Origin of the sequence: Salegentibacter sp. UBA1130, assembly GCF_002311535.1 — a bacterium.
Taxonomy (GTDB): domain Bacteria; phylum Bacteroidota; class Bacteroidia; order Flavobacteriales; family Flavobacteriaceae; genus Salegentibacter; species Salegentibacter agarivorans.
In genome coordinates, this window is sequence record NZ_DCAP01000020.1 from 190,132 (window position 1) to 216,616 (window position 26,485).

32 protein-coding genes and 2 tRNA genes are annotated in these 26,485 nt (G+C 35.3%); 18 read left to right on the top strand and 16 right to left on the bottom strand.

Going from position 1 to position 26,485, the window contains the following annotated elements; genetic code table 11:
• Positions 1-74: 74 nt before the first annotated feature.
• The 11 genes from B4F31_RS06300 (at position 75) to B4F31_RS06350 (ending at position 12,815) form a co-directional block, all read left to right on the top strand.
• Complete coding sequence (locus B4F31_RS06300) at positions 75-1,424, top strand: phage integrase SAM-like domain-containing protein (RefSeq protein ID WP_286760907.1); 1,350 nt, start codon at positions 75-77, stop codon at positions 1,422-1,424.
• A 60-nt stretch (positions 1,425-1,484) separates the two neighbouring features.
• Positions 1,485-2,204: a hypothetical protein gene (locus B4F31_RS06305; protein ID WP_286760908.1), complete on the top strand. Its 720-nt coding sequence runs from the start codon at positions 1,485-1,487 to the stop codon at positions 2,202-2,204.
• Position 2,205: 1 nt separating this feature from the next.
• Complete coding sequence (locus B4F31_RS06310; RefSeq protein ID WP_286760909.1) at positions 2,206-3,069, top strand: hypothetical protein; 864 nt, start codon at positions 2,206-2,208, stop codon at positions 3,067-3,069.
• 130 nt (positions 3,070-3,199) lie between these two features.
• Positions 3,200-3,487: a helix-turn-helix domain-containing protein gene (locus B4F31_RS06315; RefSeq protein ID WP_286760910.1), complete on the top strand. Its 288-nt coding sequence runs from the start codon at positions 3,200-3,202 to the stop codon at positions 3,485-3,487.
• Between the two features lie 26 nt (positions 3,488-3,513).
• On the top strand, positions 3,514-4,227 hold the full coding sequence (locus tag B4F31_RS06320) for a hypothetical protein (RefSeq protein WP_286760911.1): 714 nt from the start codon (positions 3,514-3,516) through the stop codon (positions 4,225-4,227).
• A complete protein-coding gene (locus B4F31_RS06325; protein WP_286760912.1) occupies positions 4,224-6,014 on the top strand; it encodes a toprim domain-containing protein in 1,791 nt (596 codons plus the stop codon). Before B4F31_RS06320 ends, B4F31_RS06325 begins: the two co-directional genes overlap by 4 nt.
• Entirely contained in the window at positions 6,014-6,247 is a 234-nt protein-coding gene (locus B4F31_RS06330; protein ID WP_286760913.1) for a hypothetical protein, read from the top strand. Before B4F31_RS06325 ends, B4F31_RS06330 begins: the two co-directional genes overlap by 1 nt.
• Positions 6,248-6,401: 154 nt before the next feature.
• Entirely contained in the window at positions 6,402-8,576 is a 2,175-nt protein-coding gene (locus B4F31_RS06335) for a hypothetical protein (protein WP_286760914.1), read from the top strand.
• Between the two features lie 77 nt (positions 8,577-8,653).
• Positions 8,654-9,142, top strand: coding sequence for a hypothetical protein (locus tag B4F31_RS06340; protein WP_286760915.1), 489 nt, complete (start codon positions 8,654-8,656; stop codon positions 9,140-9,142).
• Entirely contained in the window at positions 9,139-12,435 is a 3,297-nt protein-coding gene (locus B4F31_RS06345; protein ID WP_286760916.1) for a phage tail tape measure protein, read from the top strand. Before B4F31_RS06340 ends, B4F31_RS06345 begins: the two co-directional genes overlap by 4 nt.
• Positions 12,436-12,488: 53 nt before the next feature.
• A complete protein-coding gene (locus tag B4F31_RS06350) occupies positions 12,489-12,815 on the top strand; it encodes a hypothetical protein (RefSeq protein WP_286760917.1) in 327 nt (108 codons plus the stop codon).
• 65 nt (positions 12,816-12,880) lie between these two features.
• Here B4F31_RS06350 and B4F31_RS06355 read toward each other — a convergent pair whose 3' ends face one another.
• The 4 genes from B4F31_RS06355 to B4F31_RS06370 form a co-directional block, all read right to left on the bottom strand.
• Positions 12,881-14,002 (bottom strand): hypothetical protein, encoded by a 1,122-nt coding sequence (locus tag B4F31_RS06355; RefSeq protein ID WP_286760918.1) that lies wholly within the window; start codon positions 14,000-14,002, stop codon positions 12,881-12,883.
• The gene (locus tag B4F31_RS06360) at positions 14,002-14,244 is read right to left on the bottom strand and encodes a hypothetical protein (protein ID WP_286760919.1); all 243 of its coding nucleotides are present in this window, start codon (positions 14,242-14,244) and stop codon (positions 14,002-14,004) included. Before B4F31_RS06360 ends, B4F31_RS06355 begins: the two co-directional genes overlap by 1 nt.
• A 986-nt stretch (positions 14,245-15,230) precedes the next feature.
• Positions 15,231-15,608, bottom strand: coding sequence for a hypothetical protein (locus B4F31_RS06365; RefSeq protein WP_286760920.1), 378 nt, complete (start codon positions 15,606-15,608; stop codon positions 15,231-15,233).
• Positions 15,580-15,837 carry a hypothetical protein gene (locus B4F31_RS06370; protein WP_286760921.1) on the bottom strand — a complete coding sequence of 86 codons (258 nt, stop codon included), beginning with the start codon at positions 15,835-15,837 and terminating at the stop codon, positions 15,580-15,582. The genes B4F31_RS06365 and B4F31_RS06370 overlap by 29 nt, the downstream gene beginning before the upstream one ends.
• 200 nt (positions 15,838-16,037) lie before the next feature.
• Here B4F31_RS06370 and B4F31_RS06375 point away from each other — a divergent pair, with 200 nt between their 5' ends.
• The 4 genes from B4F31_RS06375 to B4F31_RS06390 all read left to right on the top strand — a co-directional run bounded on the left by B4F31_RS06375 (position 16,038) and on the right by B4F31_RS06390 (position 18,304).
• Positions 16,038-16,622 (top strand): hypothetical protein, encoded by a 585-nt coding sequence (locus tag B4F31_RS06375; protein WP_286760922.1) that lies wholly within the window; start codon positions 16,038-16,040, stop codon positions 16,620-16,622.
• Between the two features lie 157 nt (positions 16,623-16,779).
• A complete protein-coding gene (locus B4F31_RS06380; protein ID WP_286760923.1) occupies positions 16,780-17,343 on the top strand; it encodes a terminase in 564 nt (187 codons plus the stop codon).
• 31 nt (positions 17,344-17,374) lie between these two features.
• On the top strand, positions 17,375-17,881 hold the full coding sequence (locus B4F31_RS06385) for a terminase small subunit (protein ID WP_286760924.1): 507 nt from the start codon (positions 17,375-17,377) through the stop codon (positions 17,879-17,881).
• 33 nt (positions 17,882-17,914) lie between these two features.
• A complete protein-coding gene (locus B4F31_RS06390) occupies positions 17,915-18,304 on the top strand; it encodes a terminase small subunit (RefSeq protein ID WP_286761031.1) in 390 nt (129 codons plus the stop codon).
• Between the two features lie 214 nt (positions 18,305-18,518).
• Here the strand turns inward: B4F31_RS06390 and B4F31_RS18135 are convergent, their stop codons facing one another.
• The 7 genes from B4F31_RS18135 to B4F31_RS06420 all read right to left on the bottom strand — a co-directional run bounded on the left by B4F31_RS18135 (position 18,519) and on the right by B4F31_RS06420 (position 21,518).
• Entirely contained in the window at positions 18,519-18,692 is a 174-nt protein-coding gene (locus tag B4F31_RS18135) for a DUF2158 domain-containing protein (protein ID WP_414706125.1), read from the bottom strand.
• Positions 18,693-18,707: 15 nt separating this feature from the next.
• On the bottom strand, positions 18,708-19,175 hold the full coding sequence (locus B4F31_RS06395; RefSeq protein WP_286760925.1) for a hypothetical protein: 468 nt from the start codon (positions 19,173-19,175) through the stop codon (positions 18,708-18,710).
• Positions 19,138-19,362: a hypothetical protein gene (locus B4F31_RS06400; protein WP_286760926.1), complete on the bottom strand. Its 225-nt coding sequence runs from the start codon at positions 19,360-19,362 to the stop codon at positions 19,138-19,140. Before B4F31_RS06400 ends, B4F31_RS06395 begins: the two co-directional genes overlap by 38 nt.
• Before the next feature lie 190 nt (positions 19,363-19,552).
• Positions 19,553-19,900, bottom strand: a complete 348-nt coding sequence (locus tag B4F31_RS06405; protein WP_286760927.1) for a hypothetical protein — start codon at positions 19,898-19,900, stop codon at positions 19,553-19,555.
• Between the two features lie 5 nt (positions 19,901-19,905).
• On the bottom strand, positions 19,906-20,451 hold the full coding sequence (locus B4F31_RS06410; protein WP_286760928.1) for a hypothetical protein: 546 nt from the start codon (positions 20,449-20,451) through the stop codon (positions 19,906-19,908).
• A gap of 9 nt (positions 20,452-20,460) precedes the next feature.
• Positions 20,461-20,946 (bottom strand): hypothetical protein, encoded by a 486-nt coding sequence (locus B4F31_RS06415; RefSeq protein WP_286760929.1) that lies wholly within the window; start codon positions 20,944-20,946, stop codon positions 20,461-20,463.
• A 2-nt stretch (positions 20,947-20,948) separates the two neighbouring features.
• Positions 20,949-21,518: a hypothetical protein gene (locus tag B4F31_RS06420; RefSeq protein WP_286760930.1), complete on the bottom strand. Its 570-nt coding sequence runs from the start codon at positions 21,516-21,518 to the stop codon at positions 20,949-20,951.
• Positions 21,519-21,685: 167 nt separating this feature from the next.
• On the opposite strand from B4F31_RS06420, the gene B4F31_RS06425 reads away from it, so the two are divergent.
• Positions 21,686-21,835 carry a hypothetical protein gene (locus tag B4F31_RS06425; RefSeq protein WP_286760931.1) on the top strand — a complete coding sequence of 50 codons (150 nt, stop codon included), beginning with the start codon at positions 21,686-21,688 and terminating at the stop codon, positions 21,833-21,835.
• Here the strand turns inward: B4F31_RS06425 and B4F31_RS06430 are convergent.
• Positions 21,828-22,076, bottom strand: coding sequence for a hypothetical protein (locus B4F31_RS06430; protein ID WP_286760932.1), 249 nt, complete (start codon positions 22,074-22,076; stop codon positions 21,828-21,830). The genes B4F31_RS06425 and B4F31_RS06430 overlap by 8 nt on opposite strands.
• A 26-nt stretch (positions 22,077-22,102) precedes the next feature.
• Positions 22,103-22,378 (bottom strand): helix-turn-helix domain-containing protein, encoded by a 276-nt coding sequence (locus B4F31_RS06435; protein ID WP_286760933.1) that lies wholly within the window; start codon positions 22,376-22,378, stop codon positions 22,103-22,105.
• A 151-nt stretch (positions 22,379-22,529) separates the two neighbouring features.
• On the opposite strand from B4F31_RS06435, the gene B4F31_RS06440 reads away from it, so the two are divergent.
• Positions 22,530-22,868, top strand: a complete 339-nt coding sequence (locus tag B4F31_RS06440; RefSeq protein ID WP_286760934.1) for a hypothetical protein — start codon at positions 22,530-22,532, stop codon at positions 22,866-22,868.
• Between the two features lie 24 nt (positions 22,869-22,892).
• Positions 22,893-23,258 (top strand): hypothetical protein, encoded by a 366-nt coding sequence (locus tag B4F31_RS06445; protein ID WP_286760935.1) that lies wholly within the window; start codon positions 22,893-22,895, stop codon positions 23,256-23,258.
• 115 nt (positions 23,259-23,373) lie between these two features.
• On the opposite strand, the gene B4F31_RS06450 is transcribed toward B4F31_RS06445, so the two are convergent.
• The 3 genes from B4F31_RS06450 to mutS form a co-directional block, all read right to left on the bottom strand.
• Positions 23,374-23,458, bottom strand: a tRNA-Leu gene (locus tag B4F31_RS06450).
• 18 nt (positions 23,459-23,476) lie between these two features.
• Positions 23,477-23,549, bottom strand: a tRNA-Gly gene (locus B4F31_RS06455).
• 237 nt (positions 23,550-23,786) lie between these two features.
• The gene (gene mutS, locus B4F31_RS06460) at positions 23,787-26,378 is read right to left on the bottom strand and encodes a DNA mismatch repair protein MutS (RefSeq protein ID WP_414706133.1); all 2,592 of its coding nucleotides are present in this window, start codon (positions 26,376-26,378) and stop codon (positions 23,787-23,789) included.
• Positions 26,379-26,485 lie beyond the last annotated feature (107 nt).

The window sequence follows — 26,485 nt, forward strand, 5'->3', positions numbered from 1 at the left end:
AAGTAAATAAAGGAAACAAATTAGGGCGAAAATAGGGCGAAAGAATTATCTTTGAATATTCTTAATCAAACTATATGGCTTCAGTTAAATTCGAGATAAGAGGAAAAAAGAATCCCGCTACAATATTTTTGAGGTTTAGAGATAGTGGAATTAGTATTTACAGGAAAACCGGAAAAGTGATTAATCCGATCGATTGGAACCACGATAAGAAAATGCCTTATGGACGATCTCCACAACTCAAGAACCTTTCTAAGAATTTAAGAGACCTGGGGAACTTTATTGTAGATGCTTATAATGAAACTAATTTTAATGAAATTAATCCAGAATGGGTCCAAGAGCAAGTAGATAGATTTAACGGGGTTTACGCCGAAGAAGATCAGCAAAGCGATCTCTTGATAGATGCTATTCATTATATGATTGATAATGCAAATTCAAGAGAGAACTCTAAAGGTGGTCTAGGACTTTCAGCAAGCCGGATTAACTCCTACAAAACACTCCTGAAATTACTGAAAGAATACCAGGGCAAAAAGAAATTCAAAGTTCAGGATGTGGATATAAAATTTGGCAAATCATTTGTCACCTGGATGCTGGAGAAACGCAATTACGCTGAGAGCTATGCTAAGAAGAAAATAGATGATTTAAAAACAGTATGCTTAGAAGCTGAAATAAATGGAGTAAAGGTAAGTTCCCAGTTAAAAAGAGTGAAAGGCGGTAAATCCAAAACTGATTACATTTTATACCTCAGCCCTGAAGAATTGAATTCCGTAAAGAAAACTGATATGGGGGGTGAAGCTTTGGAAAATGCTAAGAAATGGCTATTACTTGGATGTAACATAGGTCAGAGGGGATCCGATTTATTGGCCCTTAAGGAATCAAATTTTGTAACTCGTCAAGGATTAGATTTAATCGAACTAAAACAGCAAAAGACCGGTAAAGATGTTACTATTCCAGTTTTAGAAACCACGAAAGAAATATTACGAGAAGGTCTCCCTCATCCCATTTCAATTCAGAAATTCAATAATTATTTAAAAATAATTTGCAAGGAAGCTGGTATAGACGAAATAATCCCTGGCAGCAAAATAGTAATGGTGGATAAAGAGGGGAAAGAATTGCCAAAAGATGAGAAAGGCAAATATATCGGTAAAGGAGTAAAAAGAAAACTGGCCGGAAATTACCCAAAGTATGAACTTGTAAGTTCCCACGTGTGTAGAAGATCTTTTGCAACAAACCTTTATGGGAAGTTGCCTACTCCATTGATAATGCAAATAACCGCGCACGGAACCGAGAAAATGTTTTTAAAGTACATAGGAAAATCTTCTATGGACTATGCACAAGCTATTGCTAATTTTTATTCTGTTCAATCAAGTGAAGAAAATAGGGAGAATAGCCTGAGGGTTATAAGAAATGCTTCAAACAGCAATTAAGAGTTAAAAAGAGTAGAAATAGGATTTTAATAATTACTACAATCCATTAAAAGCGTTTAAATGATACTTACAGAAAAGCAAATAGAAAAAAATTTAGTGGCATACAAGGCTTTAAGTTATCCAGAATTTATAAGTAATTATGAAATTGTTTTCGTGGAGTATTGCGAGAGCCACGCAGAAATACCTCCTGCTCCTTTTTCAACAACAAACGAATATGTTTTAGATAATACTGAGTACCCCTCAATTAACTATTCAGATTTAGAAATTAATTTTATTAAAGACCTAAACGCCTATAGAATAAAGAGATTGAGGATTATGATGAGTTATTTTGCTCATGTTCAAAAAACAGAAAAATACCCTGAAAATTTTTTTTATAGGAAAGTTCATGAAGAAATTACAAATGCAAAATTGAAGTATCATTTTCTATCTAAGAAAATGTATTCCTTAGATAGCTCGATTAAACTGCAGCAATCTTTAGATCAAATTGAAAGCAAAGAAATTTTAGATTTAAGGAGCGCTAATGGAAGAGAAAAAATAATTTATTTACAAGAATTGGGAATTTTAGATTTTTTGCTATCTAAACAACCTTTTAAGTCTTCTACAAATTCATTAGCCACAGCGCTAAGCGCCTTAACGGGCGAAGATGTTGGAACCCTGCAATCATATTTAAATCCTATTATCAATAGTGGAGTAGGGCAAAAAAACAATCCCTTAAAATCTATTAAGAAAGTAGAAAAAGTAAAGCAAGCATTAATTAATATAGGCTACAAAGTGAATTGATATGGCAATATTTAAAAATCTCTTATTTGATGTGCAATTATTTCTACGGGATAAAAAGAAATATGAAGATGAAATAGAAGCTTTTTACGCGGATGATTTAACGATTAGTATTCTAAATAAAATACAAAAACCCTTGTTTTATTGGGGGAAGGAAGGCCATGACAGTGAATGTTTATATGAAGATATTCTAGTGGATTCGGAGTATTACGAAATTACCCATTTAACCAAAACCCTACTCCACTACCTTCCATTGATTAAAGAAGAATTAAATCCAAATCTTTCCGACAAAATTAATAAAGCAGAAGATTTAAATAAGCAGACCACCCCTCTACAAACAGTAGAAAATTTTATCTATTCATTACGTTTATTAAATCTACAAATCAAATCTGCTGAAGGTTTGATAGAATACTTAGAGGACATTCTTCATTGCCCTCCCAATACCTGGTTAACAGATTCATATATCAGAAAAATATCCTTTGTAATAGCCGAGTTGAAAATGAAGAAAAGCATGCTTAACTATGAGGTTGAATTGTCTAATCTAAATAAGGCTAAGACCCCGGAAATTCAAAACGAAGAAACCTTTAATAATCCTGGTACGGAAAGAATGATATTCCTTAAGGAATTAGGTATTATAGATCATCTACAAAAGTTCGAGTGTTTTCAAGGCTCTACACACGCTATGGCCGCCGTAATAAGTTCTTTCACTAATATGCCTACATCCACCGTTCAATCCTACCTAAATCCAATGGTAAACCCTCAAGTATTACAGAAAAACAATCCATTATCAAACGAAAAAAAGGTCAAGAAAGTAAAACAAACCTTGATTAATTTTGGTTTTGAACCTAAAGATCAAAACAACTCATAGCGTATGCTGAATACTGAAAATGAGCGAATAAATGATTTTATTGAACCTTAATTTTATCCTTTTTAACTATTTAGGGAAAACCTAAAAAAAACCTAACTCAGATTTGTACCATAACATTAAAACAATAGTTATGGGTTTACAACTTATTCAAGACACCGAGGAATTTTCAGATCAATTAGAGAAAAGAATAACTCGCGGATTGGTTCCCTCGCTTCTTGAGGAACTGAAGAAAGAATTCCAACAAAAAAAACCTGAAGAGTACCTTACTCGTGATGAGGTATGTAGTTTATTAAAAATAAGCCTGCCCACTCTCAACCGCTATACTAAAGAAGGAAAATTAAAAAAATACAGTCTAATAGGCCGGGTTCTTTTTAAACGATCAGAGATTGAAGATAGCCTTATCCTCTTAGAGCAGTAAATCACTTACTTAAACCCATCAGGAATATGAGTAAGTTAAGATCGCTCAATACAAGCTTCTGGTCCGATCCCTGGATTGAAATATTAACCCCGGAAGAAAAACTTCTCTTTATCTACCTAATCACAAATGAGAAAACCAATATGCTTGGTATTTACGAGGTATCAACTCGTAAAATATCATTTGAAACCGGCATAAAAGAAGATACTATTTCCAATGCTTTGGAAGCCTTTGAAAAGGTTGGTAAGGTTAAATATAAAAATAACCACGTGGTCCTGGTTAATTATATGAAACATCAAAAATACAATCCTAATATGAAGAAGGCTGCCATTGATGTTCATAACAACCTGCCTAATGATATGAAGATCAAAGGTTCTAACCTCTCCAAATCTAACCCTTCGGAAGCCTTCGAAAGCCTTTTAAACCATTACGGAATGGTTTCGAAAGTAGAAGATGAAGTAGAAGAGGAAGAAGAAGATAAAACTGAAGAGGGAAAAAGAAAATTCACCCCTCCCATTTTAAAAGAAGTTTTTGCCTATATGAGGGAAATAAACCTTGATGAGAAGGCAGCGCAAACCGAATCCGAAAAATTCACAAATCACTTTCAGTCAAATGGATGGAAAGTTGGCGGAAAATCCAAAATGAAAAATTGGAAAGCAGCAGTAAGAAATTGGGTTAAAAGAGATTTCAGTGATCGAAAAAATGCCAGTAAGAAACCAACAGAGAATATTACTGTAATATGATTAACTGGGAAGACATAGATACTAAAGGAAGATCTAGCGGGCAAATAAAAGTAAAATGTCCGGCTTGTATCGATAGACGTACCAACAAAAGGGATAAGTCTTTAAGCGTTAATTTAAATACAGGGAGGGCTAAATGTCATTATTGTGATGAGGTATCATTTCGGGAATCAGAAGAAACAGAATCGCCTGTAGAATATAAATTACCCGTACAGACCTGGAAAAACTACACCACTCTTTCTGATAAGGTGGTAAAGTGGTTTAAAGAATCTCGAAATATCTCACAATCGACGCTTATAGACTGTAGAATTACCGAGGAAAACTACTATCAACCTCAGCTTAATAAAAAAGTTAACAATATAGTTTTCAACTACTTCGAAGGAGAAACTATAGTCAACAAAAAATATAGATCAGGAGACAAAAAATTTACTCAGTCTGCAGGAACTAAAAATATTTTCTATGGTATCAATGATATTATAGATGCTGATGAGGTGTACATCGTTGAAGGTGAAATGGACAAACTAGCATTATGGGAGATCGGAATTAAAAATGCCGTCAGCGTTCCCAATGGCGCAAATGACAATGATGATGTCTGGAAAAATTCTGAAAAGTACATTAAGAATATCCAGAAGTTCTATATAGCAACAGACTGCGATAAAAAGGGACAGGAACTCAGTGAGAAGATCGCTCAACGATTAGGTAGATGGCGATGCCTTAGAATTGAATTTAAAAACAAAGACGCAAATGATGACCTAATGGAAGGCAGAGATGTCTTGGAAAAGTCAATTAGTAGCCCTAAGCGTTATGCTGTTAGCGGAACCTTTAGAGTAGATGATTTATATCCATCAATTCTTGATTTATACGATAACGGTCTTCCTGAAACAATCTCTCCAAAAAGAGAATATTTTGGAGATTTAAAAGAAATATTCTCAACCATGCGCGGTCATTTAGTGACTGGTACCGGAATACCTTCTCACGGTAAATCAAACTTCGTGGATTGGTATGTATTGAATATAGTGAATGATTATAACCTGAAGGCCAGCTTCTTTAGTCCGGAACATAGCCCGATGGAACTACATCAAACAAGCTTCATCCAGAAATTTACCGGTAAACCATTCTTTGAAAACACTTATGGAGTAGAAAAAGTAACAAAAGCTGAAATTGAAAAATATCGAGATTGGGCAAATGAAAGAATTTACCTTACTGGTCCTGAAGGGAATGAATCGCCTACCTGGGGATGGCTTTTAAATAAATTCAAGGAGCAAATGTATTCCTTTGGAATTGATGTTTTCGTTATAGATGCGTTTAATAAGGTTCTATTCGACAGGAGAGGGAATAAACTGGATTTGATAAACGAATGCCTTACGGAGCTCACCAGCTTTGCACAGCGTAATAATGTTATCATCTTTCTAATTGCTCACCCAACAAAGATGCAAAAGAACGAATCCGGTGTGTACGCCTGCCCCACGCTTTATGATGTTGCAGGAAGTGCGGATTTCAGAAACCAAACCCACGATGGATTCACAATCTACAGATACTTTGGAGATCCAGATAAAGGCACTACAGAGGGTACTGAATTCATAAACATGAAAACCAAATATGGTTTCCAGGGTAAAATTGGAGAGAGCATATCATTTAACTACCACAAACCAAGTGGAAGATACTACGCAAAAGGAATCCCTTTTTCTACCGAATGCCTAATTGACAAACCTGATCCTAATACACCTCAACAAGCCTCGGAAAGTTTATGGAATGTAGAGGGTGATGAGGACGATGAAATTCCATTCTAATGAAAATAGAAAATAAAAGGCTCAGTCTTAACCCAATGATTACCCAAACTAGCCCCAATAAGAAGAAATTTAGGGTAATAGGTATTGAAAAAGATGCAAGTAAGGCCCCGGTATGGGTTTCAGGATCACTCAAGCATTACTGGATTGTGTGCATAAAGTTTATTGAATCCAAGACTGTAGTAAAATTTCATTTTGATGAATTTGAGAACTGTATAAAAAAAGAAAAATACTAACTGAAATGCCAATAACCGTGGACAGATTTAAACCTCATCCAAAGAATCCAAATATTCTAGTTGGGAAAAAATATAAGATTAAAAATTACAAGCCTCCTTATTGGGCTCAGATTGATTTACCTGATCAAAAACTAACTGAAGAAAAGAAATAACAATGTTTTATAATCAGCATAAATACAAACTCAAAGGTCAAACCGGAAGCTTAGAGCTTTCTATTGATCCTATGGGGTGGAAAGATTCTCAAACAGAGATAAGACGTAGCGAAAATACTTATGGGGTTTTCCTTACAATTTCCAATAACTTAGAATTCTACGGTGAAGCTAAAGAATTTTTAGATCGAGAATACGCTATTTATAAATATCAAGCCGATGTTGTTTTAACTAAATTTATTGCCCACCCCATCACCAACGAATGGCAGCTTGCCTATACCGGTAAGCTAAACTTTTCGAGTCGTAGAATTGAAAACAAACGGTTTATTTGTGATTTTGTGGAGGGCGGATTACGTGAACTTCTAAATAGTCAAATCCGTGAAAAGCACGAGTTGAATCGAAAAACTGATATCAAAGGGAATCCGATCAGCGACCTGATTAAAAACAAAGCTGTTATTGAGGGGCGGGATATTGACTTGGTTAGTAATTGGGAAGCTGCAAAAAGTAAATTTGAACATTACTCAGGTGAATGGGCGTCAGTAGATGAAGATAGAGAAAGTTTTCACCCTTTTCCAATTCAGCCGAGAACAAACGCTGACCCTGAACTAAATAGATCCCCCTCTCCTACTTATGAACTTGAAAGAAGATGGGAGTTGAATCCTGCTAATATGTTTAGAGCAAGGAGTGATCGCGATAGAGGTCGAACAACTTTCCAGGTGAACAACCTTAAATTTAAAGTAGATTCAGGTGATGGCAATCGTGTAAACAAGTATAATTTAAAAGTAGTCCTAAGAAAATACACCTCGGACGACAATGGTGAAAACCTTAATCTAATAGCGGATTTAATTTCTATTGATTTAGGAGGTATACCAGAAGTGGGACAAGAATTTAATCTATCTATAGATAAAACAGAAATTGAAGTTAATAAGAATGATAGCTTTGCATTTGGACTCTACGCTGTAGGGCAATACGGGGGTGGGATTGTTATAATAAGTCCAGGTTGGTTAGATGTTACTTATTCGGATTTCAGTGCGAATATTACCTGGGCTGAAGATTCATTCTTTAGAACTACTACAACCGATTTTATAAGATTAAAAGAAGTAGGCGAAAGACTTACTGAAATCTATTCAGGAAAACCAAAGTTTAAAAGCCATTTCCTTGATAATGATTGGCGAGATTTAGGACTTGCAGCCGGTGGTTGGATTCGTAATATCGATAAAGTAGATGAAGAAACAGGCGAAACCGTACAATGGCCCCTTACAATTAGTTGGGAAGATTATTTTAAAACCATTGAAGGGATTTCACCGGCCGGGTATGGAATTGTAAACCGTGGAGCCACACAAGAAATTGTTTTGGAAGATAAACGTTATTTCTTTCAGCCTTATGTTACTATAAAACTCCCGCAACTCTCAAGCATTAAAAGAAAAGATGCCACTGAGCTGATTTTTACTTCTTACAAACACGGTTTTACCGAGGGTGGCGACTACGAAAAACCTTTAGGATTAGATGAACCTAACATTCAATCAGACTGGATAAATGAGATTACTATTACGGAAGGAAAGTATGAAAAATTAAGCCCTAGCCGGGGAGATTCCTATGCCGTTGAAGATGCACGGAGATTGCAAGGATCAGATTATTCTGAACGAGATAGTCCATACGATAATTCTAATTTTTTACTCGATGCCAAATTAGAAGATAAAAACATTTACCACCTTAGAAAGTGGCAGGATGATTTTGAGGTTAAACCCACGGGAATTTACAGCCCCGAAACTGCATTCAACCTTAGATTAAGCCCTGCCAATAGTTTGCGCAGGCACGCATATTGGAGTACAGCCGCGATTAAGTTAGGAAAGATTCATTATGCCAGTACCCAGGGGAATGCACAATTAGAAACAAAATTCCCTGGCAAGCCTGAAGTAAAAGAAAATCAACCTACAGTAGATCCAATAGAGCTAAGCAATCCAATTTTTAAAACGGAATGGATAGAAGCGGAATTAGCATTCGACCAGTTAATAATGGACCAGATACAAGGTCAAAGCCAAATTAACGGGGAATGGCTGAATAATTACTACGGCTTAGTAGAATTCATAAACGAAGAAGGATTAAAAGAAAGAGCCTGGTTCTTTTCAGCAAAAATAAAAGACAAATTTCATTTTAAATTCCTGAGCGCAAACCTGTAAAGACTTTGTTGGAATCATTACGTGGATACGGGAATCAACATCAAACCTTACAAAACCTGACATCAAAAACGCGAAGTATGAAAAAGAACAAAACACCTCAACTTAAAAACCAAATTGAGGAAAGCCGTAAAAAATTAAGGGGCAATCATAGACGAATTCTTAATCTGGTAAAAGATGCCGATGGTCCCAAAATTAATGCTAAAAGCTTTAAAGAGCTTGACGATCAAATTAAGAAAATTGCGGAATATCAAGATCAGCTTAGCAAACATCAAAGCGAATCGAATAATATTCAAAATTATTTAACTGGTTTAATACAATTAGAGATTTCTGGGCTTACAGACAAGTATAATAGAGCGGTTTGTGCGCTTAATTTGTTCACCCACTCCTATTTATCCAAAAAAGACCTGCAAACGATTCTATACCTTTTAAAAAATGATGGATTTACTTTAAAAGGTGTTGACCCGGTTTCTATTGTTGAACAACTCAACAAGCAACTTGATTCTCTTATTACCTCTATTGAAAAAGGAAAAGACCAAATCATTAATCTAAATATAACCAACCTATGAGCGATAGTATTAACACCATAGTAGACAAACAAGCCTACCGGGAATTACAGGAATTAGAAGATCGATTGAGCAGCACTAATAAAGCTTTCATTAATCTTTATAAATCTTCTCAGGATCTATCCAAACAGAAACTGAACCTGGAAGTGCCAGATCAATTTGAAAGAAGCCTTAAAAAATCTACCGAACTCACGAAGCAATTAAATGCGCATCAAAAAGAAAGCGAGCGTATAAATAAGGCCCTGGCAAGTGCGCAGGCTAAGTTCTATTCGGCTCAATCAGGTACAAATAAACAATTGCATCAAACCCGATTAGAAACGAGCATTTTAAATAAAGAGTTCAAAGAAAATGCTATTTTAAACTCTACTCTGACCGGGGCCTATAAAAAATTATCAACCGAACTAAATCAAGCTAGACGAAGAGCTAAAGATTTAGCCGCAGAATTTGGAGAAGATTCAACGCAAGCAAAGAAAGCGGCCGCTGAGGTTCGGAATTTAGATAATCGTTTAAAAGACATTGATGCCTCGGTAGGCCAACATCAGCGAAATGTAGGTAATTACCAATCTGCTTTAGGAAATTTACACCCTGCTTTTGACCGCATTAATATGGGTTTGGAAGGAATGGGGACCAACTTAGACGAAATCTCTAAAAATAAAAACCCATTTAAAGCCCTTACTACTGGAATAATAAACTTCGGGAAAGCTACCTTGACTTTTTTATTATCTCCCGTAGGATTAGCTATAACGGCTTTAGGTTCGTTATTTATGCTTATCCAGAGAAATAAAGATACAGTTATAGGTTTTGATTCTGAATTACGAAACGTAGGCAAAACCACCGGATTAATGGGCGCGGAATTAGAAGGCCTGGGGAATGATATTATCAAACTCTCCCGTAACCTTCAAACAGTTGGAACCCCTGCCCTGTTAGAATATGCAACGGTAGCTGGACAGTTAGGAGTAAAAGGCCGCGAAAATATACTTGCTTTTGCTGAAGGACTTGCTAAACTTGAAACCGCTTCAAATATTTCAGGGGAAGAAGGAGCCGCTCAAATAGCCCGTTTACTTACTCTAACAGATGGCGGAGTTCAAAACATTCAGGATTTTGGTGATGAAATAGTAGAACTGGGTAATAACTTTGCTGCAACAGAAAGTGAAATTTTAAGTAATGCCACCGCTATTGCTCAGAATACAGGACAGTACAAATTCGGTAGACGTGATGTACTGGCATACGCAACCGCCACTAAAGCCGTAGGAATAGAAGCCGAGATAACCGGATCTACAATAGGTAGGTCTTTAGGGCAATTCGAGAAAGCGATAAGAACCGGTAAGAACTTAGAAACGATACTTACTCTAACAGGTCAAAGCGCAGAAGAAATAGGTGTAAATTTTAAAGAAAATTCCGCAGGTGTTTTTACTGATTTTATAATAGGACTAAGCAAAATAGATAAAGCTGGGGGAAGTGTTAATGAGCAACTGGAAAATATTGGAATAGTAGCTATAAGAGATCAAAGAGTTTTAGCTTCTTTAGCGACCGGGGGCTTTAACACGCTTGAGAAAGCAATTAAAGATGTTACCACAGCATCAGGTGCATTAGATGAGGAGTTTTCAGCCGCAAGCCAAAAATTAGATAATCAATTAAACCGTGTGGGTATTGCCTGGGATAACTTAGTATTATCTATTGAAAACGGACAGGGAATATTCGGAAAGTTTTTTGCATTCTTAGCCGGTACAGCTGCAACCGTTTTAGAGCACCTCAACAGGAATGTAACAATATTAAGTGCGTCTTGGGGAGGGTTTACCAATATGATTAAACAGTTTAAGGATGAGTTTATACAGTTATTTGAAACTATCTCAAGATTCGGGGATATCGAAATAGACTTACTGAATCCTGGTAAAATGGCAGAAAGTGCCAAGACCATATTAGGTGATCTGAAGAACCAATTAGGCGGAGAAGCAGCAAAAAATATCGGGTCTGCGTTTAAAGAAGGTTTTGAAAATACCATCTCAAAAATAAGTGCTGAAAAAGCATTAAAGGAAATCGCCAACTCCGTAAATGCAGATCCTGCTGAAGAAGATCCAGAACCGGATGATTCAGAAAAATACAATGCCGGGTCGATAAAAGCTATTGAAGCTTCTATTTCGGCATTAGAAGAGCAACGAGATAAATACGCGACTACCAAAGAAGAAGTGCAGGAATACAATAAGGCAATTGCTCATCTGGCACGTAAGTTAGAAGAAATTCAGGGTAAAACTTTTAGTGTTGGCTCTATTGGTGGACCAGTAAATGATATCCAGAAGATCGGAACTCCTGAAATGGAAACCCCGGAGGATACTTCAGAGCTTGAAATTTATCAATACGAGAAAACCGAAAAGGCGAAAACCGATATACTCAGAGAACAAGAGGATACAAGGCGGCAATTAGTCGCTGATACTTTTAGCCAGTTCGCTGAATTTTACGGAATAGACTTTTCCGCATTTGAAAACCTCATAACTAAAAAAACAGAATTAACTCAAGAAGATTATGTAGATGCCGCAGCTTCCGCTGCAACTACAATCCTAAATATGACCAGGCAAAGGTATGATGATGAAATTGCCATCGCCCGTGAAAATATGGATAGGGTTCTTAACAATGAATATGCTACCGAACAGCAGAAAGAGGAGGCTCGGGAAGAATTCAGGAAAAAGGAAAAGGAGTTAAAAAGAAAGCAGGCTGAGGAAGAGAAAAGAGCGGCTTTGTTTCAAATCGCTATTAATACCGCAGTAGCCATATCTAAAGCAATACCTAATCCTTTAGCAATTGCATTGGCCGCTGGTTTAGGTGCCGCTCAAGCCGCTTTTGTTGCCGCCCAACCTATTCCCCGATTCAAGGACGGCCATTTACTAGGAACTTATGAAGGTCCAGCTATTGTGAATGATGCCCCTGGAAATAACTACCGGGAAGTAATAGAACATAAGGACGGATCTCTATCGCTACCAACTAAAAGAAACCAGTTAATTAATATGGATAAAGGCGATAAGGTGCATAAAAATTATGAAAGTTTTTTCGGAGATATAGCTGATATTGTAAATTACGATGAGGTGCGTAAAGCATCTGTAATGCAGGATTTAGAATATAAGTTTGCCCTCAATAATACAGCTATTCCAGATAGAGATTTTCAGAAAATAATAATGGATAACAGCAGTAAAATGGAATCCGCAATTAAAAAAGGATTTTCCAACGTCAAAATGATAAACAACAATAATAATTCTGAACTTGTACTGGAATTAAGAAACAAACGACTAGCCGACAACATGTAATTTAATCCGGCTAATACACTCAATAAAGACACAATAATTTAAAAACCTTATTTATGGATCAAAAAAAAATAGAAAACGCTTATAACAGCCTCGTAAAAGACCTCAACCACCTCGATAATTCCATAATGGATCACGCAGTTATGAGCGCAGACCTAAATGAGAATATTGAGAAGGTACCAACATATTTAAAACGATTGATGAAGGAAGAGGAGTTATCTCCATTACAAAGAGAATTTAATAATGTTCTTATGGAAGTTCTTCAGAAGCACATGAAATTAGTTCATAAGCACGCTGAAATAATGGCTGCTCTGAAACAAGCTAAAACTAATGCGGAGAAAAAAAGCAGTAATCTTTATCCGCCTAACCATCCTCTCAATTAAATTAAAAGCTAATTCAAACGAAGATTTTGTAACGGCATAGAGGATCTTGAAAGTCCTCCTTTAAACTACTTTTTCTGTTTCTCAGATATATTTTTTAATTTTTGTATTAGAGATCCTACTAAACCTAAAACCGGAAATTCGATTATAAATGCTACCCACCATTCTACGTATCCGAATAGCCACAAATATGGAACTAGAAAAATAAAAATAATAGGTAGATCGTGCCAATTAACTTTCTTATTTAAAACAAAATCTCTTGCATATGCGTAGATAGTCAGAAGGTTAAAAATATTTAAAATAAAAAATGTTATCCTACGCGGAATACTAGCTAATACCACCCAATCTATGTCAAGGTATAAGATAACAAACTGACCTAATAAGAGTATCCAAATTACAATATCTAGTAAAAGAGCCAGCCTTCTTCGAGTATTATTTTTGTTTTTTTCTAAAGAGACATATGTTAGGTTTAAATTGATTGACTTCGTTGTATCTATACAAAAATTATCTCCTGGAACTTTGCGGGCTTCTGTTTTTGTTAAAATCCCTTTGTCATCATAAATGCTTTTCCATCTGGTAACATCTTTCAGAATAATTGTTTCTAATTTATTGTTCTGAGACGAAAGAAAATAATCTACAACTTTACCTGAATAAAGTTTAGGTTTTTCATTTGTTTCAACCAAGATGTCTGCAGACGTATATCCGTAAACTTTATCCGGATCAAATTTCTTATTCCTATAAGACCCTTTTATAATACTTTCCCAGTAATTATTGTATTTAAAAATTTTTAGAATTCTGGAATTTAAAAAGTATATAATGAAACCTGCTATTATAGAGAAGATGTAAAGTGCTGAAATAAAAATAAAAAAATCAAAATATGTCTTTTCAATATCCTCTACACTAGGGAATTGATTATTGCCAAGGGATTCAAAAACATTTTTGATATTAACGTACGACAAAGATTCTAATAAGGGAAGTTTTAAAACCGTTCTAACAAAGAAGAAAACTATTATTACTAAAATGAGCATGAAAACACTTGAAAACATTGTCCACAAGAATCTTTCAAAGAGATTCCCTTGATCAAATTGTTTAGAATGTGCCGCCGTATAATAAAATTTCCGGAACAAGATGCCCGGAAATAAAAATAACATTAGATAAACTATAGTGTTTAGAGCAATTTCAAACTCCATTAATCAACAATAATTGTTACCCTTTCATTGTTGCTAAGCTTTATTTCTTTTTTTCGTTCTCCTGAACTTTTAAGTTTCATGACGGTTTGATCCAAAAGCTCCTTGTCCTCTTGATTACTAAACTGATCAGTAAAGTCTGAATTAATTAAGGGTTCTTTTGAGAAAATGGAAAGTTGCGTTGAAGTCAATGCTCCAAATAAATACATCATACCCTCGATAAAATTTGGAAATAGGCTTTTCATAATATTCTTTCTCTAAACAGTCTGAAACCATACAAGAAACGAGACCAAGGATGAGTTCTTGACGGGTTAGACCTTATTTACGGTTCAAATATAAACTAAAAATACATTTTCTTATGTTAATGACAATATAACTAAATTTAAATAAAAGAAGTCTGAGTTGGGAAATCCCGCTACTATTTTGTTACCTAACAATCAAACAACCCTTACACAACCTACTAGTAATATTAATAAAAAAATTTCAAACCATTTCTTTAGACATCTTAGTCAATTGCCCCCTGAACGAACCAGATATAAATAGTAACTTAAAAAATAAGAAAGCCTAAAAACATAAAATCCAGACAATAATGAAAACAAAAGACAAAAAAAAGATGAATTAAATCAGTTGATACATAGTTTCTTTTATTTTAAAAACCTCTCCGATAAAGAAACGGTTCTACAAGAATTAACAAACTTAATGGTAAGAGCAGAATATCTCTCGGAAGGTATTAATACCCTTGTACTCACTCAATAACTGCAGTACAAATTATAGCCCAGGAATATTTTGAAAGCATAGATGCATTTGAGGAGGAATCGACTATTAAAGTAGAGAGAGATCTTGCAATGAAAACATTAAAAATACATCAGTCTCTACTCTCTCTTGAAAATATAATAGATTTATCTCAGGAATCTAATGAAAATAAGTACAATAACCCAGATGAAGATGTTTATGTTTATGTTTAAATAGAGATAATTATTTTTTAAGATTTTCTTTAATTGTTAAACTTCTTGCTAATCCGGAGAATAATCAAACGTTAATTTCCGCATTTTCTCCTGCAAGTTGTGTATTTGTACTGACAATTTCATGAAATTGACCCGAAAAATACTTCTTTGCCTACTATGTAGGAGCTATAAATGGGTTGAAAACTCATCTATTTTAACATAATTAGAAATGAGCTCAGAGGATTGAGATTTAATTAGATTCAGGCTTTACTTTGAGTAGAAATCAATTATAGAATTTTTCCTTTCAATTCAAGGAACTCTTTTTCAAAAGCTTCAGGTTTCCGATGGTACTCATTATCCACTTCGAAAAACCGCAATGAACTAGTAATAAATCCAGCACCAATATTAATAACCGCCATTAGGTCTTTAATCTGGTTTTTAATAGCTTCTTTCCACCCGTCGGAATTCCCCATATAACTGCAATACCTCACGAAAATATTTTCATCTGCATCGATTATCCAGGTAAAGACAAACATATCTATTACTTCACCTCTACGGCTTCCCGAAAAGCGATAATCAAAAGTGAATTCTGCGAGATCATTTTGAACATACTCCGCTGAAAAAATATCAGTGCAATTACTCTTCCTTAGTGGTGTTCTTCTCATGCATTACTTGAATCATTCTATAATTGATCTCTTTTGCCAGAATATCAACGACAAGTTTATTATCCTCTTCCATTACGTCCGCCATAACTCGTAACAGTATTGGCGTTTTAAAACAATTGAAGACACCATTTGTAAAGTCTTCTATATCGGGATCATCCCCTAGCTTTTTAAGCTCCTCAATCATCTCTACATTCATAAAGTAAGATGGATCAAATTCCTCCTTGGCCATAACTTTAAAGTTTTGATTTCCTACAAGTTAAAAAATTATATTCTATATTCTCTATTTCTGACTTTTTTAAAATAAAAAATAAAAACTATATTTTATATTATTTATTTAATAGTATAATTTCTAAGGTATATTGAAAATAGGTTAAAGCCTGAGCATATCAATAACTCTTAGAGTATATTTCACCCATAGAATCTGAATAAATGGAAATAATTGAGAGTATAGTCGTAATAATAGCCTCTTTGGTTGCTGTTTGGGGTATCATTAGATGGCGTTTGGAGGAGAAATGGAAAAGGAAATATGAATTAGCAGAGGAAATATTAGCATCAATTTATGAGTTTGAGCAAAATGTTGATTATATGCGGTTAGGAATCAGTACTAAGGAAGAGGTTAGTGATCGCGTGCGCCAGGAGAATGAGACACCCGAAATTTCCAGGGCCCTAGACCAAGCTTTTATAATTCGTACTCGATTTAATAAAAACAAGGAAGCATATGATAAACTAAGGTCATTAAGGTTCCGTTTTATGGCGGTATACGGAAAAGATCATGGAAAGCATATTTTAGACTTTATCACTATTGTTAACAAAGTATTCTCTGCGACAGATGAATTTATTTGGTTAAGCGCAGGTGAATTTGATTATGATCCAGAATATAAAAGAGAAAGGTTAAAGGAGATTAGGAAAATTTTATATTCTAGCTCAAAAGAAGATCCAATTAAAAAAGAATTAGGAGAAAAAATTGCAGCTTTAGAACGTATTTGTAGAACTATAATTGATAAAAACTTCTAATTAATCATTCCTGATTGTTTTACCGGAAATGAATTAAATATACTACCTAGGCCAATGTAAGTCTCCTTTTTCATTCGTTGAGGCATTTAATCAAATTTTTAGGATTGGGGTATTAACATAGAATCGTTATATTTGTTTAGAAACATTCTAAATAACAATGGCGGCCGAAAGGAATAATAAATATGCAGAAGGAGAAGGGCGACCTTCAAAGTATGACGAGTCTATGAATGACCTTGCGTATAAGTACTGTTTATTGGGAGCCACTGATGCGCAGCTAGGGAAACTTTTTGATGTTGATGAGAGAACTATAAACAACTGGAAGAAACAACATCCAAGTTTTTTTCAGTCCATAACGCAGGGAAAGGAAATAAGCGACTTAGAAGTAGCCCAATCGCTTTACAAAGGCACTCAGGATAGAATTGTTACCGAGCAACAAGCATTCAAAGTAAAAGAGGTTTCCTGGAATGATGAAGGTAAGCGAATTGAAACCGAAAGAATCGAACTCGTAGACGTTGAAAAGACTATTCCGGCCGACTTCAGAAACCAACAATTTTGGCTTAAAAACAGAAGGCCAAAAAACTGGCGAGATAGTCAGAATATCGACCACACCACCGGAGGTGATAAGATCAGTTCTAAAGAACCCGATTTAAGCAAACTCTCGGTAGAAGAATTGAAAACCCTTCAGAAACTTCATAGGAAGGCTAAACCTTCAAATGAGTAATTGTACAGATCATTCGAAATTTAAATAAACTATGCCTCAACTAACTCCTAAGCAGGAAAAATTTATAAGCGAATACCTGGTTGATCTAAATGCAACACAGGCTGCAATCCGTGCAGGATATTCAGAAAGTGGAGCGAGAACAGAGGGGGCTAGATTGCTTGCAAATGCTAACATTCAGCAAAAGATACAGGAAGAACGAGAAAAGGCAGTAGAACGCAACAAAATAAGCGTAGACGAATGCGTAGGTATTCTTGCAAACTTAGCAAGATTTGATATTGCTGAAATATACGATTCGAATGGAAATCTAAAACCATTAGATCAAATTCCTAAAGCACATAGAATGGCTATAGAGGGACTTGACACTGATGAAATGAATGTAGACGGTCGAGTAGTCGGAAACATCCGCAAAGCTCGCTTAGCAGGCAGAAAAGGAGCAATAGATATGCTTTTAAAGTATTTGGGCGGATACGAAAGAGATAATAATCAACAAGGTGGGAAAATTACAGTTTTTCAAATCCCCGATAACGGAAGAGGTTAACATTATCCAAGATGAGGTAAAAAGCAATAAGTGATGACAGACAAAACTTTCCAAAAATATAAGCTTGTTATAGACGAATGGTTTACAAATGGCTTCAATGGAGCCAAAGCTTATCAGAGAATTTATCCTAGATCTTCTGACGAAACAGCCAAGGTAGAGTTTAGCAGAATCCTAACAATTCCTAACGTTGAAAATTATAAAAAAGAGAAGCAGGAGAATGCACAAGAAGCCCTAAGAACTTCACACGAGGTGCTTTTAAAGGAGTTAGAAAATTGGGCATACTCCGATATTACCCAAACGCTTTTATTATCACCAGAAGATTTAAAAAAGCTTACGCCGGAAGTAAGAAGATTAATCGCCAGATTTGAAACTAACACCCGGAGCTACACGATAAGGACCGGCTCGTTACAGAAACAAATGTGAAACTATGGTTTGTATCCAAAGAAAAGGCTATGGATATGATCCTTAAACATACTGGTTTCTACCTCGAAGATAACATTCAAAGAAATCCGGTTATGACGGAAGATGAAAAGCTAAAACGCCTAGCAGATCTAAAAGAAAAAATTTTACAGTGAAGAACGCAAAATGATGCGAGATGGGAATAATACTCCCAATAATTAGATTTGGTTTAGTAAATTTAATTATAGCCCGTAATTATGGATTTATTAAATTCTGATATCTGAAAGTGAGAGTTCACATCGAACCACCCACATTTACAAAAATCTTCATACACTTCAACAATAGTCATTGCTGGTCCACCGCTATTCAATATTACTGATTGTCCTATTTTAAAATCTTCTTTACTAGACATACTTTAATTAATAAGTTACTCTTCTTCTACTTCCGCATAAGGTACTGAATCACTAGACTCATTTCTACCCTTCTTCCTGCCTCTATTTATACCAATGAAATAACCCCCCAAAGTTGAAGGCACAACATAGGCTAACACCTTCATAACACTTACAATTAAACCTATATTTCCCGTATAAATACAACCTCCAACGAAGGCTGATAGTAATAAGAGAACAACAATTGTGAGTGCAAACCCATATTTCATAAAAGAAGTAGCTTGCTCTCTAGATTCCTTTCGGTCTTGTTGTTGAACTTCTAAAGCCTTACATCCATACGAATAGGCATTTTTTTCATTTAATTTTCGAAGCTCAATTTCTTCTTTTTGGTTAGAAAGTTCTTTGGACTGGTTACTTAAAAATTCCCTAATTAGCTCGGTTTCATTGACATTAACCGGAGAATTATTACTAGTACTTTTTCTCGAATTCTGCTTTCCTTGGGACATTGTTAAAAGACTTTAATTTAACCTCTATTGATCCAAAACCATCAGAACCTAACTTGGGAGGGTGCACTTTTAATCTCTCCATATTATTTCTATTTCTTGAAAAGAAATCTAAAAATGAATCGAAATTACTAAAGACCCTAGTCCTAGCATCAATGTGGGTAGTATATTTAGCCCGATGAATTTTCATATTTTGAAAGTTTATTGGATACAAATTAAATAAAAATGTTTATAAAAACTAACCTATTAACAATTTGTAAATTAAAGATCCGAGGTTTTAGTCGATAAATTTAAAAAAACCTTACGGAATTCCGTAAATATAAACTAAAACATTTTACAATAACCTTTCGACATAAACTATAGCTTTGACCTAAAATAAGTTACCCCTTTATCCGGCTGTAATGTTCAATAGCATCCTTTGCCCGTTCATTTTGATTATCTGAGATCTCTATCACTTTTCTAATTGTGGAATTGTGTATTTTATTGATTTCAACCACCTTTTCAGTGAGTTTAGTCAACTCTTCCATTTCTTCTTCATTTAGTTTATGAAGAATTTTTTGAGAGAATTCCATCATATCTTCTGCGAGATTATCAAACCTCCTTTCAGATGCATTAAATGATTCCATTAAATCTCTGATCTCTACATTAGCGTCATTAGCATTATGAGCCATTTTTTTAGCTAATTCTACCCTTTCATAATAATGATCTTTATTGCCAAATAAACCCATAATATTTAATTTTTAATGGTTTGTCTTAGTGTAAGCTTATTGAGATTTGCAAGCAACTCTATAACGGCCTTATTGTAAGATTTTCTCAAGTTATTTTTAGCTGTTTTCATTCCTCCAAAATTAGCGTTAGCCTTAGATTTTGATATTTCAAATTGTGTATTGATATCCTCTCCATTACGGTTATCCGTAAATACCACGTTCATTTCGGTTTTGCCTTTCCAGGCAGCAGTATGGAATTCTGAATAATAAGCTGTTATTTGTATCTGGATAGTTATTTCACTATTCTCTTTACTTTGAGTGTATTCAGCATTAGGATAAGAGATAGCAATTAGCTGCTCTAAAGATTCTACAAGTTCCTCAGAAGAACATTTTTCCTTTCTCTTTTTGGATAGCAAACGGACATCTTCAATGTTGAGGTAAACTTTAGTTCCGTTTAATCTACCAGTTTGTTCAACCGGCTCCATTTCCTCCGGACACCATATATACATTTTTTGAGAATAAGAAGAAGCGGTAAAAAACACCGCCAGTAATAAAAGTAGAAGTTTATTCATATTTAATTTCTAATTAGGACATTGATAGATATCCGGATCCGCACCTTTCTGCAAATAACCAAAAGAAACACGAGCCCAGGGGGTACAATGTTCGTCAGGTATACAGTAATATCCTTCGCTCTCTGAAGACATTAATTCTCCATCAATATAAACATTCATCGACTCAATTGTACCGATACTCTTTCTCGCATAAGCAGAAAAGCTAATTTCATCGCACCCGGTAGAACCGTTCTCCCCTGCTTCTTCCGTATGATAAACTATTTCTTTGACAAAAGGTAACGTAACACCAAGGTCGACCAGTTCGGCTCCAGGATCTCTCTCAACCTCAGCGTTGCCTTCATTAGTTTTATAAGTTACCATATCTACTTTCCCCTGACCTATAATCTCATACTTTACAGAGTACGTTTCAGGTATTTCTTCAGTGGAAATATCCTCATCTTCTGTGCTGCATGAAAAGAGAAATAAAACAAAAATGCTTATCAATAGATTTTTCATAATTACCAGTCGGAATTTTTACTATAATTTTTCACATATTCTTTTAAGGAATCGACGAAAGCTAATAATTTATCCTCACCCTTAGGATAGAAGAATTTATTCATTTCCACAAAGCCAGCAACTTGTTTCTCTACTTCTCCACTTTCTTTAAGCTCCTGGAACTCCGAAAGCTTTCCTTGCTTTATATACATCTCTTCCATTTGATCTAAAGCTACTTGAGTGTTTACATTTTTTTTGTCTGTAAAAGGAGCTTTATTGTTCAATAAGATCTCGTCTATTAAAATCCTGTACCTCCCCTCTTTAAATTCAGTATTCAAAACGATATTTAAATGATTTGGGCCAACTATCGGAATATTTCCTTTGGAAAGAATTTGATCTTCCTTATTGATTTTAATAGCATAATTGGAATCCCCTGCATAGGTTGCTAAAAATTCCTCAATTGCATCGTGAATTGCAGATACATCTTTCTCTACACTAACAACTTCTTCGTAATATAAAATCCCCTCCTCTGTATGCTTGAGTTGGCCAAATGAAATAAAGGGAATTAGTAGGAATAGTAAAATTTTCATCATAAAGTTTTAATTGGATAGTTAGGCAATATAAGCACAAAAAAGGGAAGATGTATAAGTGGAAAATACAAGGGGATTTTTCCCCGAAAATAAAGTTGGGTTTTTTACAGCCTATACGGGCGGACGAAATAAAGGGCATTTTGTATTTTAGGAAAATAAAAGCTTAACCCATGAATACTGTTTTTCAATTAGCCATTCAACAACTTTCTCTGGAAGAAGCCAGGGAAGTAGTAGCTGTATTGGAAAGCAAAAATTCTAAGGTAGAAAAGCAAACCAGGAGGCAAAAACAAATCAACGAACTAAAAAAGCTTTTTAAATGAGCGCTTTCTTAATTTTATAATTTACTACTTTTTCAGTATCAAATTCATAATCCCCTCGGCTATTTTTTCTTCGGCCGTTAAATACGTCTCGATTATTGTAAAGCCATTTCCTGTCACACTCTAAATACTTAACCACTTCAGTAGTTTTCATCTTTGGTTTAAAGGATGTTAACTTGGATATACTTAAGCCTTTTTTATTCAAGGTTTGCATTACAATCGTTTCAACTTCTTCTTTTGTCATAGTATGATTTATTAGTTAATAATTAATTATCTGCTTAAATCCAAGGAACCTATTTCAATGTATTTTCCATCCTTCAACCGATATACAGCTTCATTTACCTGATTGACCTTGGTTGAAACGAACAACTCTTTTAAGTCTACATCAAAATTTTCAGCAATTTTTAATAGTAGCTCAGGCCGCGGAAAAGAATTGCCGCTTGCTATATTGGACATTGCTACAGGGCTTATACCTAACTGTTCGGCAAATTCCTTTCCCGTGATACCTTTTTGTTTCAAAAGCTCTTTAATTCTAAGTAGTTCCATTGATTTATATTTATTAAACAAAGATATAAAATTAAAGTAATAGATTAATATTTATTAAAATAATTAAACCATTACTTGGTTTATATATAACTATTACTTAAATTGCTGTCATAATAATTAAAGAGTTACATTAATAATAAACATTAAACCTATGCAAATTGACAGTAAATTATTCGATGAAGCGATTATTGCAATAATCTCAGATGCCATTATTGCGGATCGCATTGAGGAAAGTCTTAATGACCTCCTTTCCCTGGGTCAGAATGATGGAGAGGAATGGTTGTCTAATCACACTGGATTCTGTAACGCAATGTACCTTCTCCTTAAGCCTGAAGAATTTAAAGACGGAACAGACGTTAGGCTTTATGGGGTTTATTCCACCCGTACGAAAGATGTAAAAGGGTCTGCAATATCTAAACCGAAAGACCTGGCAACATTAATCTACAATGATGCAAAACAGTTTTTAGAGAATCACCGTAATAACAAATAATATTAACCCCTTAAATCTTAAATCATGAAAATTAATAAAGAACAATTAGCACAGAAAATAATAGTTGATACTATAATTTTTGAAAGAATGCATAACGGACTCCAAATAATGAAAGGGGCTTTTGAGCCGTCTGGAACTTGGTGCAAAAACGAGCCCATCGGACAATATAACGGTTTGGGTTTAGTGGTTGATCTGCTCTTGGTTCAAGAGAATAGTAGTTTAGAAGATGAAATTTTCAACATCTACGATAAACACCTGGAAGCTGACTCATTAAATCCCTTATCAGAGAGAGAAGCGGCCGGCCCATTGTCAAAAAGAATATTTAAGGAGATTGTATTGAAGTTAACACACGCTGAGGTAAAACAAGAAGCCATAGCTTCTCAAATATAAACCTCGTTTATATCCGGTTTTACACTAAATTCAGAAAAAGGGCGAAAATAAGGCGAAAAACAGCCCTATAAACACAAAAAAGCCTTGAAAATCAAATGATTAACAAGGCTTTAAGTACTCGGGACGGGACTTGAACCCGTACGGACACATTGTCCATTGGATTTTAAGTCCAACGTGTCTACCAATTCCACCACCCGAGCGTGGTAATTTTATGTATGAGCGAAAAACGGGATTCGAACCCGCGACCTCCACCTTGGCAAGGTGGCGCTCTACCAACTGAGCTATTTTCGCGTGTTTAAAAGAACTTCCACGTTTAACGTGGCTGCAATAGCGTATTGCGGATGCAAATTTAATATAAATCTTATAATGTCAAAGGCTTTTTATAAAAAATAAGGAAAATTTGAAATAAAAAATTTCTTCAGTAATTCTTGTCGAAAGTTTACAAACTACAACTCATTGTTTACCAATACTTAATAATATATTCCCCTATTTTTTACTTAAAACCCATAAACGAAGACTGGAAACTACCTAAGCTTTGGCTTTAGCCTTTTCTTTACCAACCAGTGTCCTTTTAATCTCATTAAGCTTCATTAATGCCTCTACGGGAGTAAGCGTATCAATATCTATATGTAAGACCTCCTCTTTTAATTCCTGTAAAATAGGATCATCCAGATTGAAAAAACTTAGCTGCATCTCTTCCTCGGCCGATTTCTTTAAAAGCTCACTGGAATCTTCCATTTTATGGGATTTCTCCAGTTTCTTCAGAATTTTATTTGCGCGGTGTAAAACCTGCTGTGGCATTCCGGCCATTTTGGCTACGTGAATCCCAAAGCTATGCTCACTACCTCCCGGCACCAGTTTCCGAAGAAAAAGCACATTATCTTTCAATTCTTTTACCGAAACATTAAAATTTTTGATCCGCTCAAAAGTATCGCACATTTCATTAAGCTCGTGGTAATGCGTAGCGAAAAGTGTTTTCGGTTTCGCGGGATGTTCGTGCAAATATTCGCTTATAGCCCAGGCAATAGAAATACCATCATAGGTGCTGGTACCACGGCCAATTTCGTCTAGAAGCACCAAACTTCTGTCAGAAATATTATTAAGAATACTGGCGGTCTCATTCATTTCTACCATAAAAGTAGACTCACCCATAGAAATATTATCGCTGGCGCCAACCCGGGTAAAAATTTTATCTACCAAACCTATGTTTGCCGCTTTTGCAGGTACAAAACTTCCCATTTGCGCCATTAAAACAATAAGCGCGGTTTGCCTTAAAATAGCCGACTTCCCACTCATATTTGGCCCGGTGATCATAATTACCTGCTGATTTTCGCGATCTAAAGTAACATTATTGGTCACATAAGATTCGCCAATAGGCAATTGCTTTTCAATAACCGGGTGCCGGCCTTCCTCAATATTTAAATCGTGATGTTCTTCAATATCAGGTTTGCAATAATTTTCAGCTTTAGCTTGCTCAGCAAAAGAGCACAAGCAATCTAACTGCGCAATAAGTTGGGCGTTTTGCTGCACAGGCTGAATATAATCGTTCATCCAAATTACCAGCTTGTTAAAAAGCTGCTGTTCCAGCTGCAAGATCTTTTCTTCAGCTCCTAAGATCTTTGCTTCATATTCCTTTAATTCTTCGGTAATATACCGCTCGGCATTTACCAGGGTTTGCTTTCTAATCCAGCTATCGGGAACTTTATCTTTATGCGTGTTGCGCACTTCAATATAATAACCGTAAACATTGTTACTACCAATTTTCAAAGAAGAAATCCCGGTATTTTGGGTTTCGCGTTTCAGCATATTATCGAGGTAATCTTTTCCTGAAAAAGCTATTTTTCTAAGCTCATCCAGTTCTTCCGAAAAACCTTCAGCAATACAATTCCCCTTTAAAATATTTACCGGTGCATCTTCGTGTAAACTTTCAGTAATTTTACTTCGCAAAACCTCGCAAGAGTGTAAATTATCGCCAATCACTTTAATGGCTTCATTCTTACTTTTCAGCGCGAGCTCTTTTATAGGAATTATGGCTTGTAAAGAATGATTAAGCTGAATTACCTCTCGTGGAGTTACCTTCCCTGTAGCAACTTTAGAAATAAGCCTTTCCAGGTCACTTATCTTTTTAATGTTTTGCTGAATTTCAGCTAAAACTGAAGGATTTTCGAGTAAAAAACCAACTACTTCGTGGCGCTTTTTTACTTTCTCGGCATTCTTTAAAGGCAATGCAAGCCATCTCTTTAAAAGCCTTCCACCCATCGGCGAAATAGTTTTATCAATCACATCCAATAAGGTCACCGCATTTGCGGCGTTAGAATGATATAACTCCAGGTTCCTAATCGTAAACCGGTCCATCCATACATATTCCTCTTCTGCAATTCTGTTTACTGAGGTTATATGCTGAAGTTTTCGATGCTGGGTTTCGGCTAAATAATGTAAAATAGCACCGGAAGCAATAATTCCTTCTTCCAAATGCTCGATTCCAAAACCTTTTAAAGATTTGGTCTGAAAATGTTCATTTAAAGTTTCGTAAGCAAAATCCTGTTTAAACACCCAGTCTTCCTGGTAGAACGTATGGAAATCTTCGCCGAAGATCTGCTTAAAATCCTTCTTATTTTTCTTCGGAATCAAGACTTCACTAGGGCTAAAATTCTGAAGTAATTTATCTATATATTCTGAATTTCCTTGCGCCGTTAAAAATTCACCGGTAGAAACATCTAAAAACGAAACTCCAAAGATTTTCTTTCCGAAGTGAATAGCGCATAAAAAATTATTCGATTTACTCTGAAGCACCTCATCGCTTAAAGCCACACCCGGAGTCACCAATTCGGTCACACCACGTTTTACAATGTTTTTGGTCATTTTAGGATCTTCTAATTGATCGCAAATGGCCACCCGTTCTCCGGCTTTTACTAATTTTGGCAAATAGGTGTTTAAAGAATGATGTGGAAATCCGGCAAGCTCGGTACGCTCGCTGCCATTGTTCCTATTGGTGCAAATAATATTTAAAATCCTAGCTGTTTTTACCGCGTCTTCACCAAAAGTCTCATAGAAATCACCCACACGAAACAAGAGCAAAGCATCTGGATACTTTGCTTTAATAGCATTGTACTGCTTCATTAACGGGGTAACTTTAGGGGATTTCTTGGCTGCCAAAATTTTAAATTTTATTTCCCGCTAAAGTACAGAATCCCATATTTTAAAGGAAAATTATCTCTGGAAGTTAT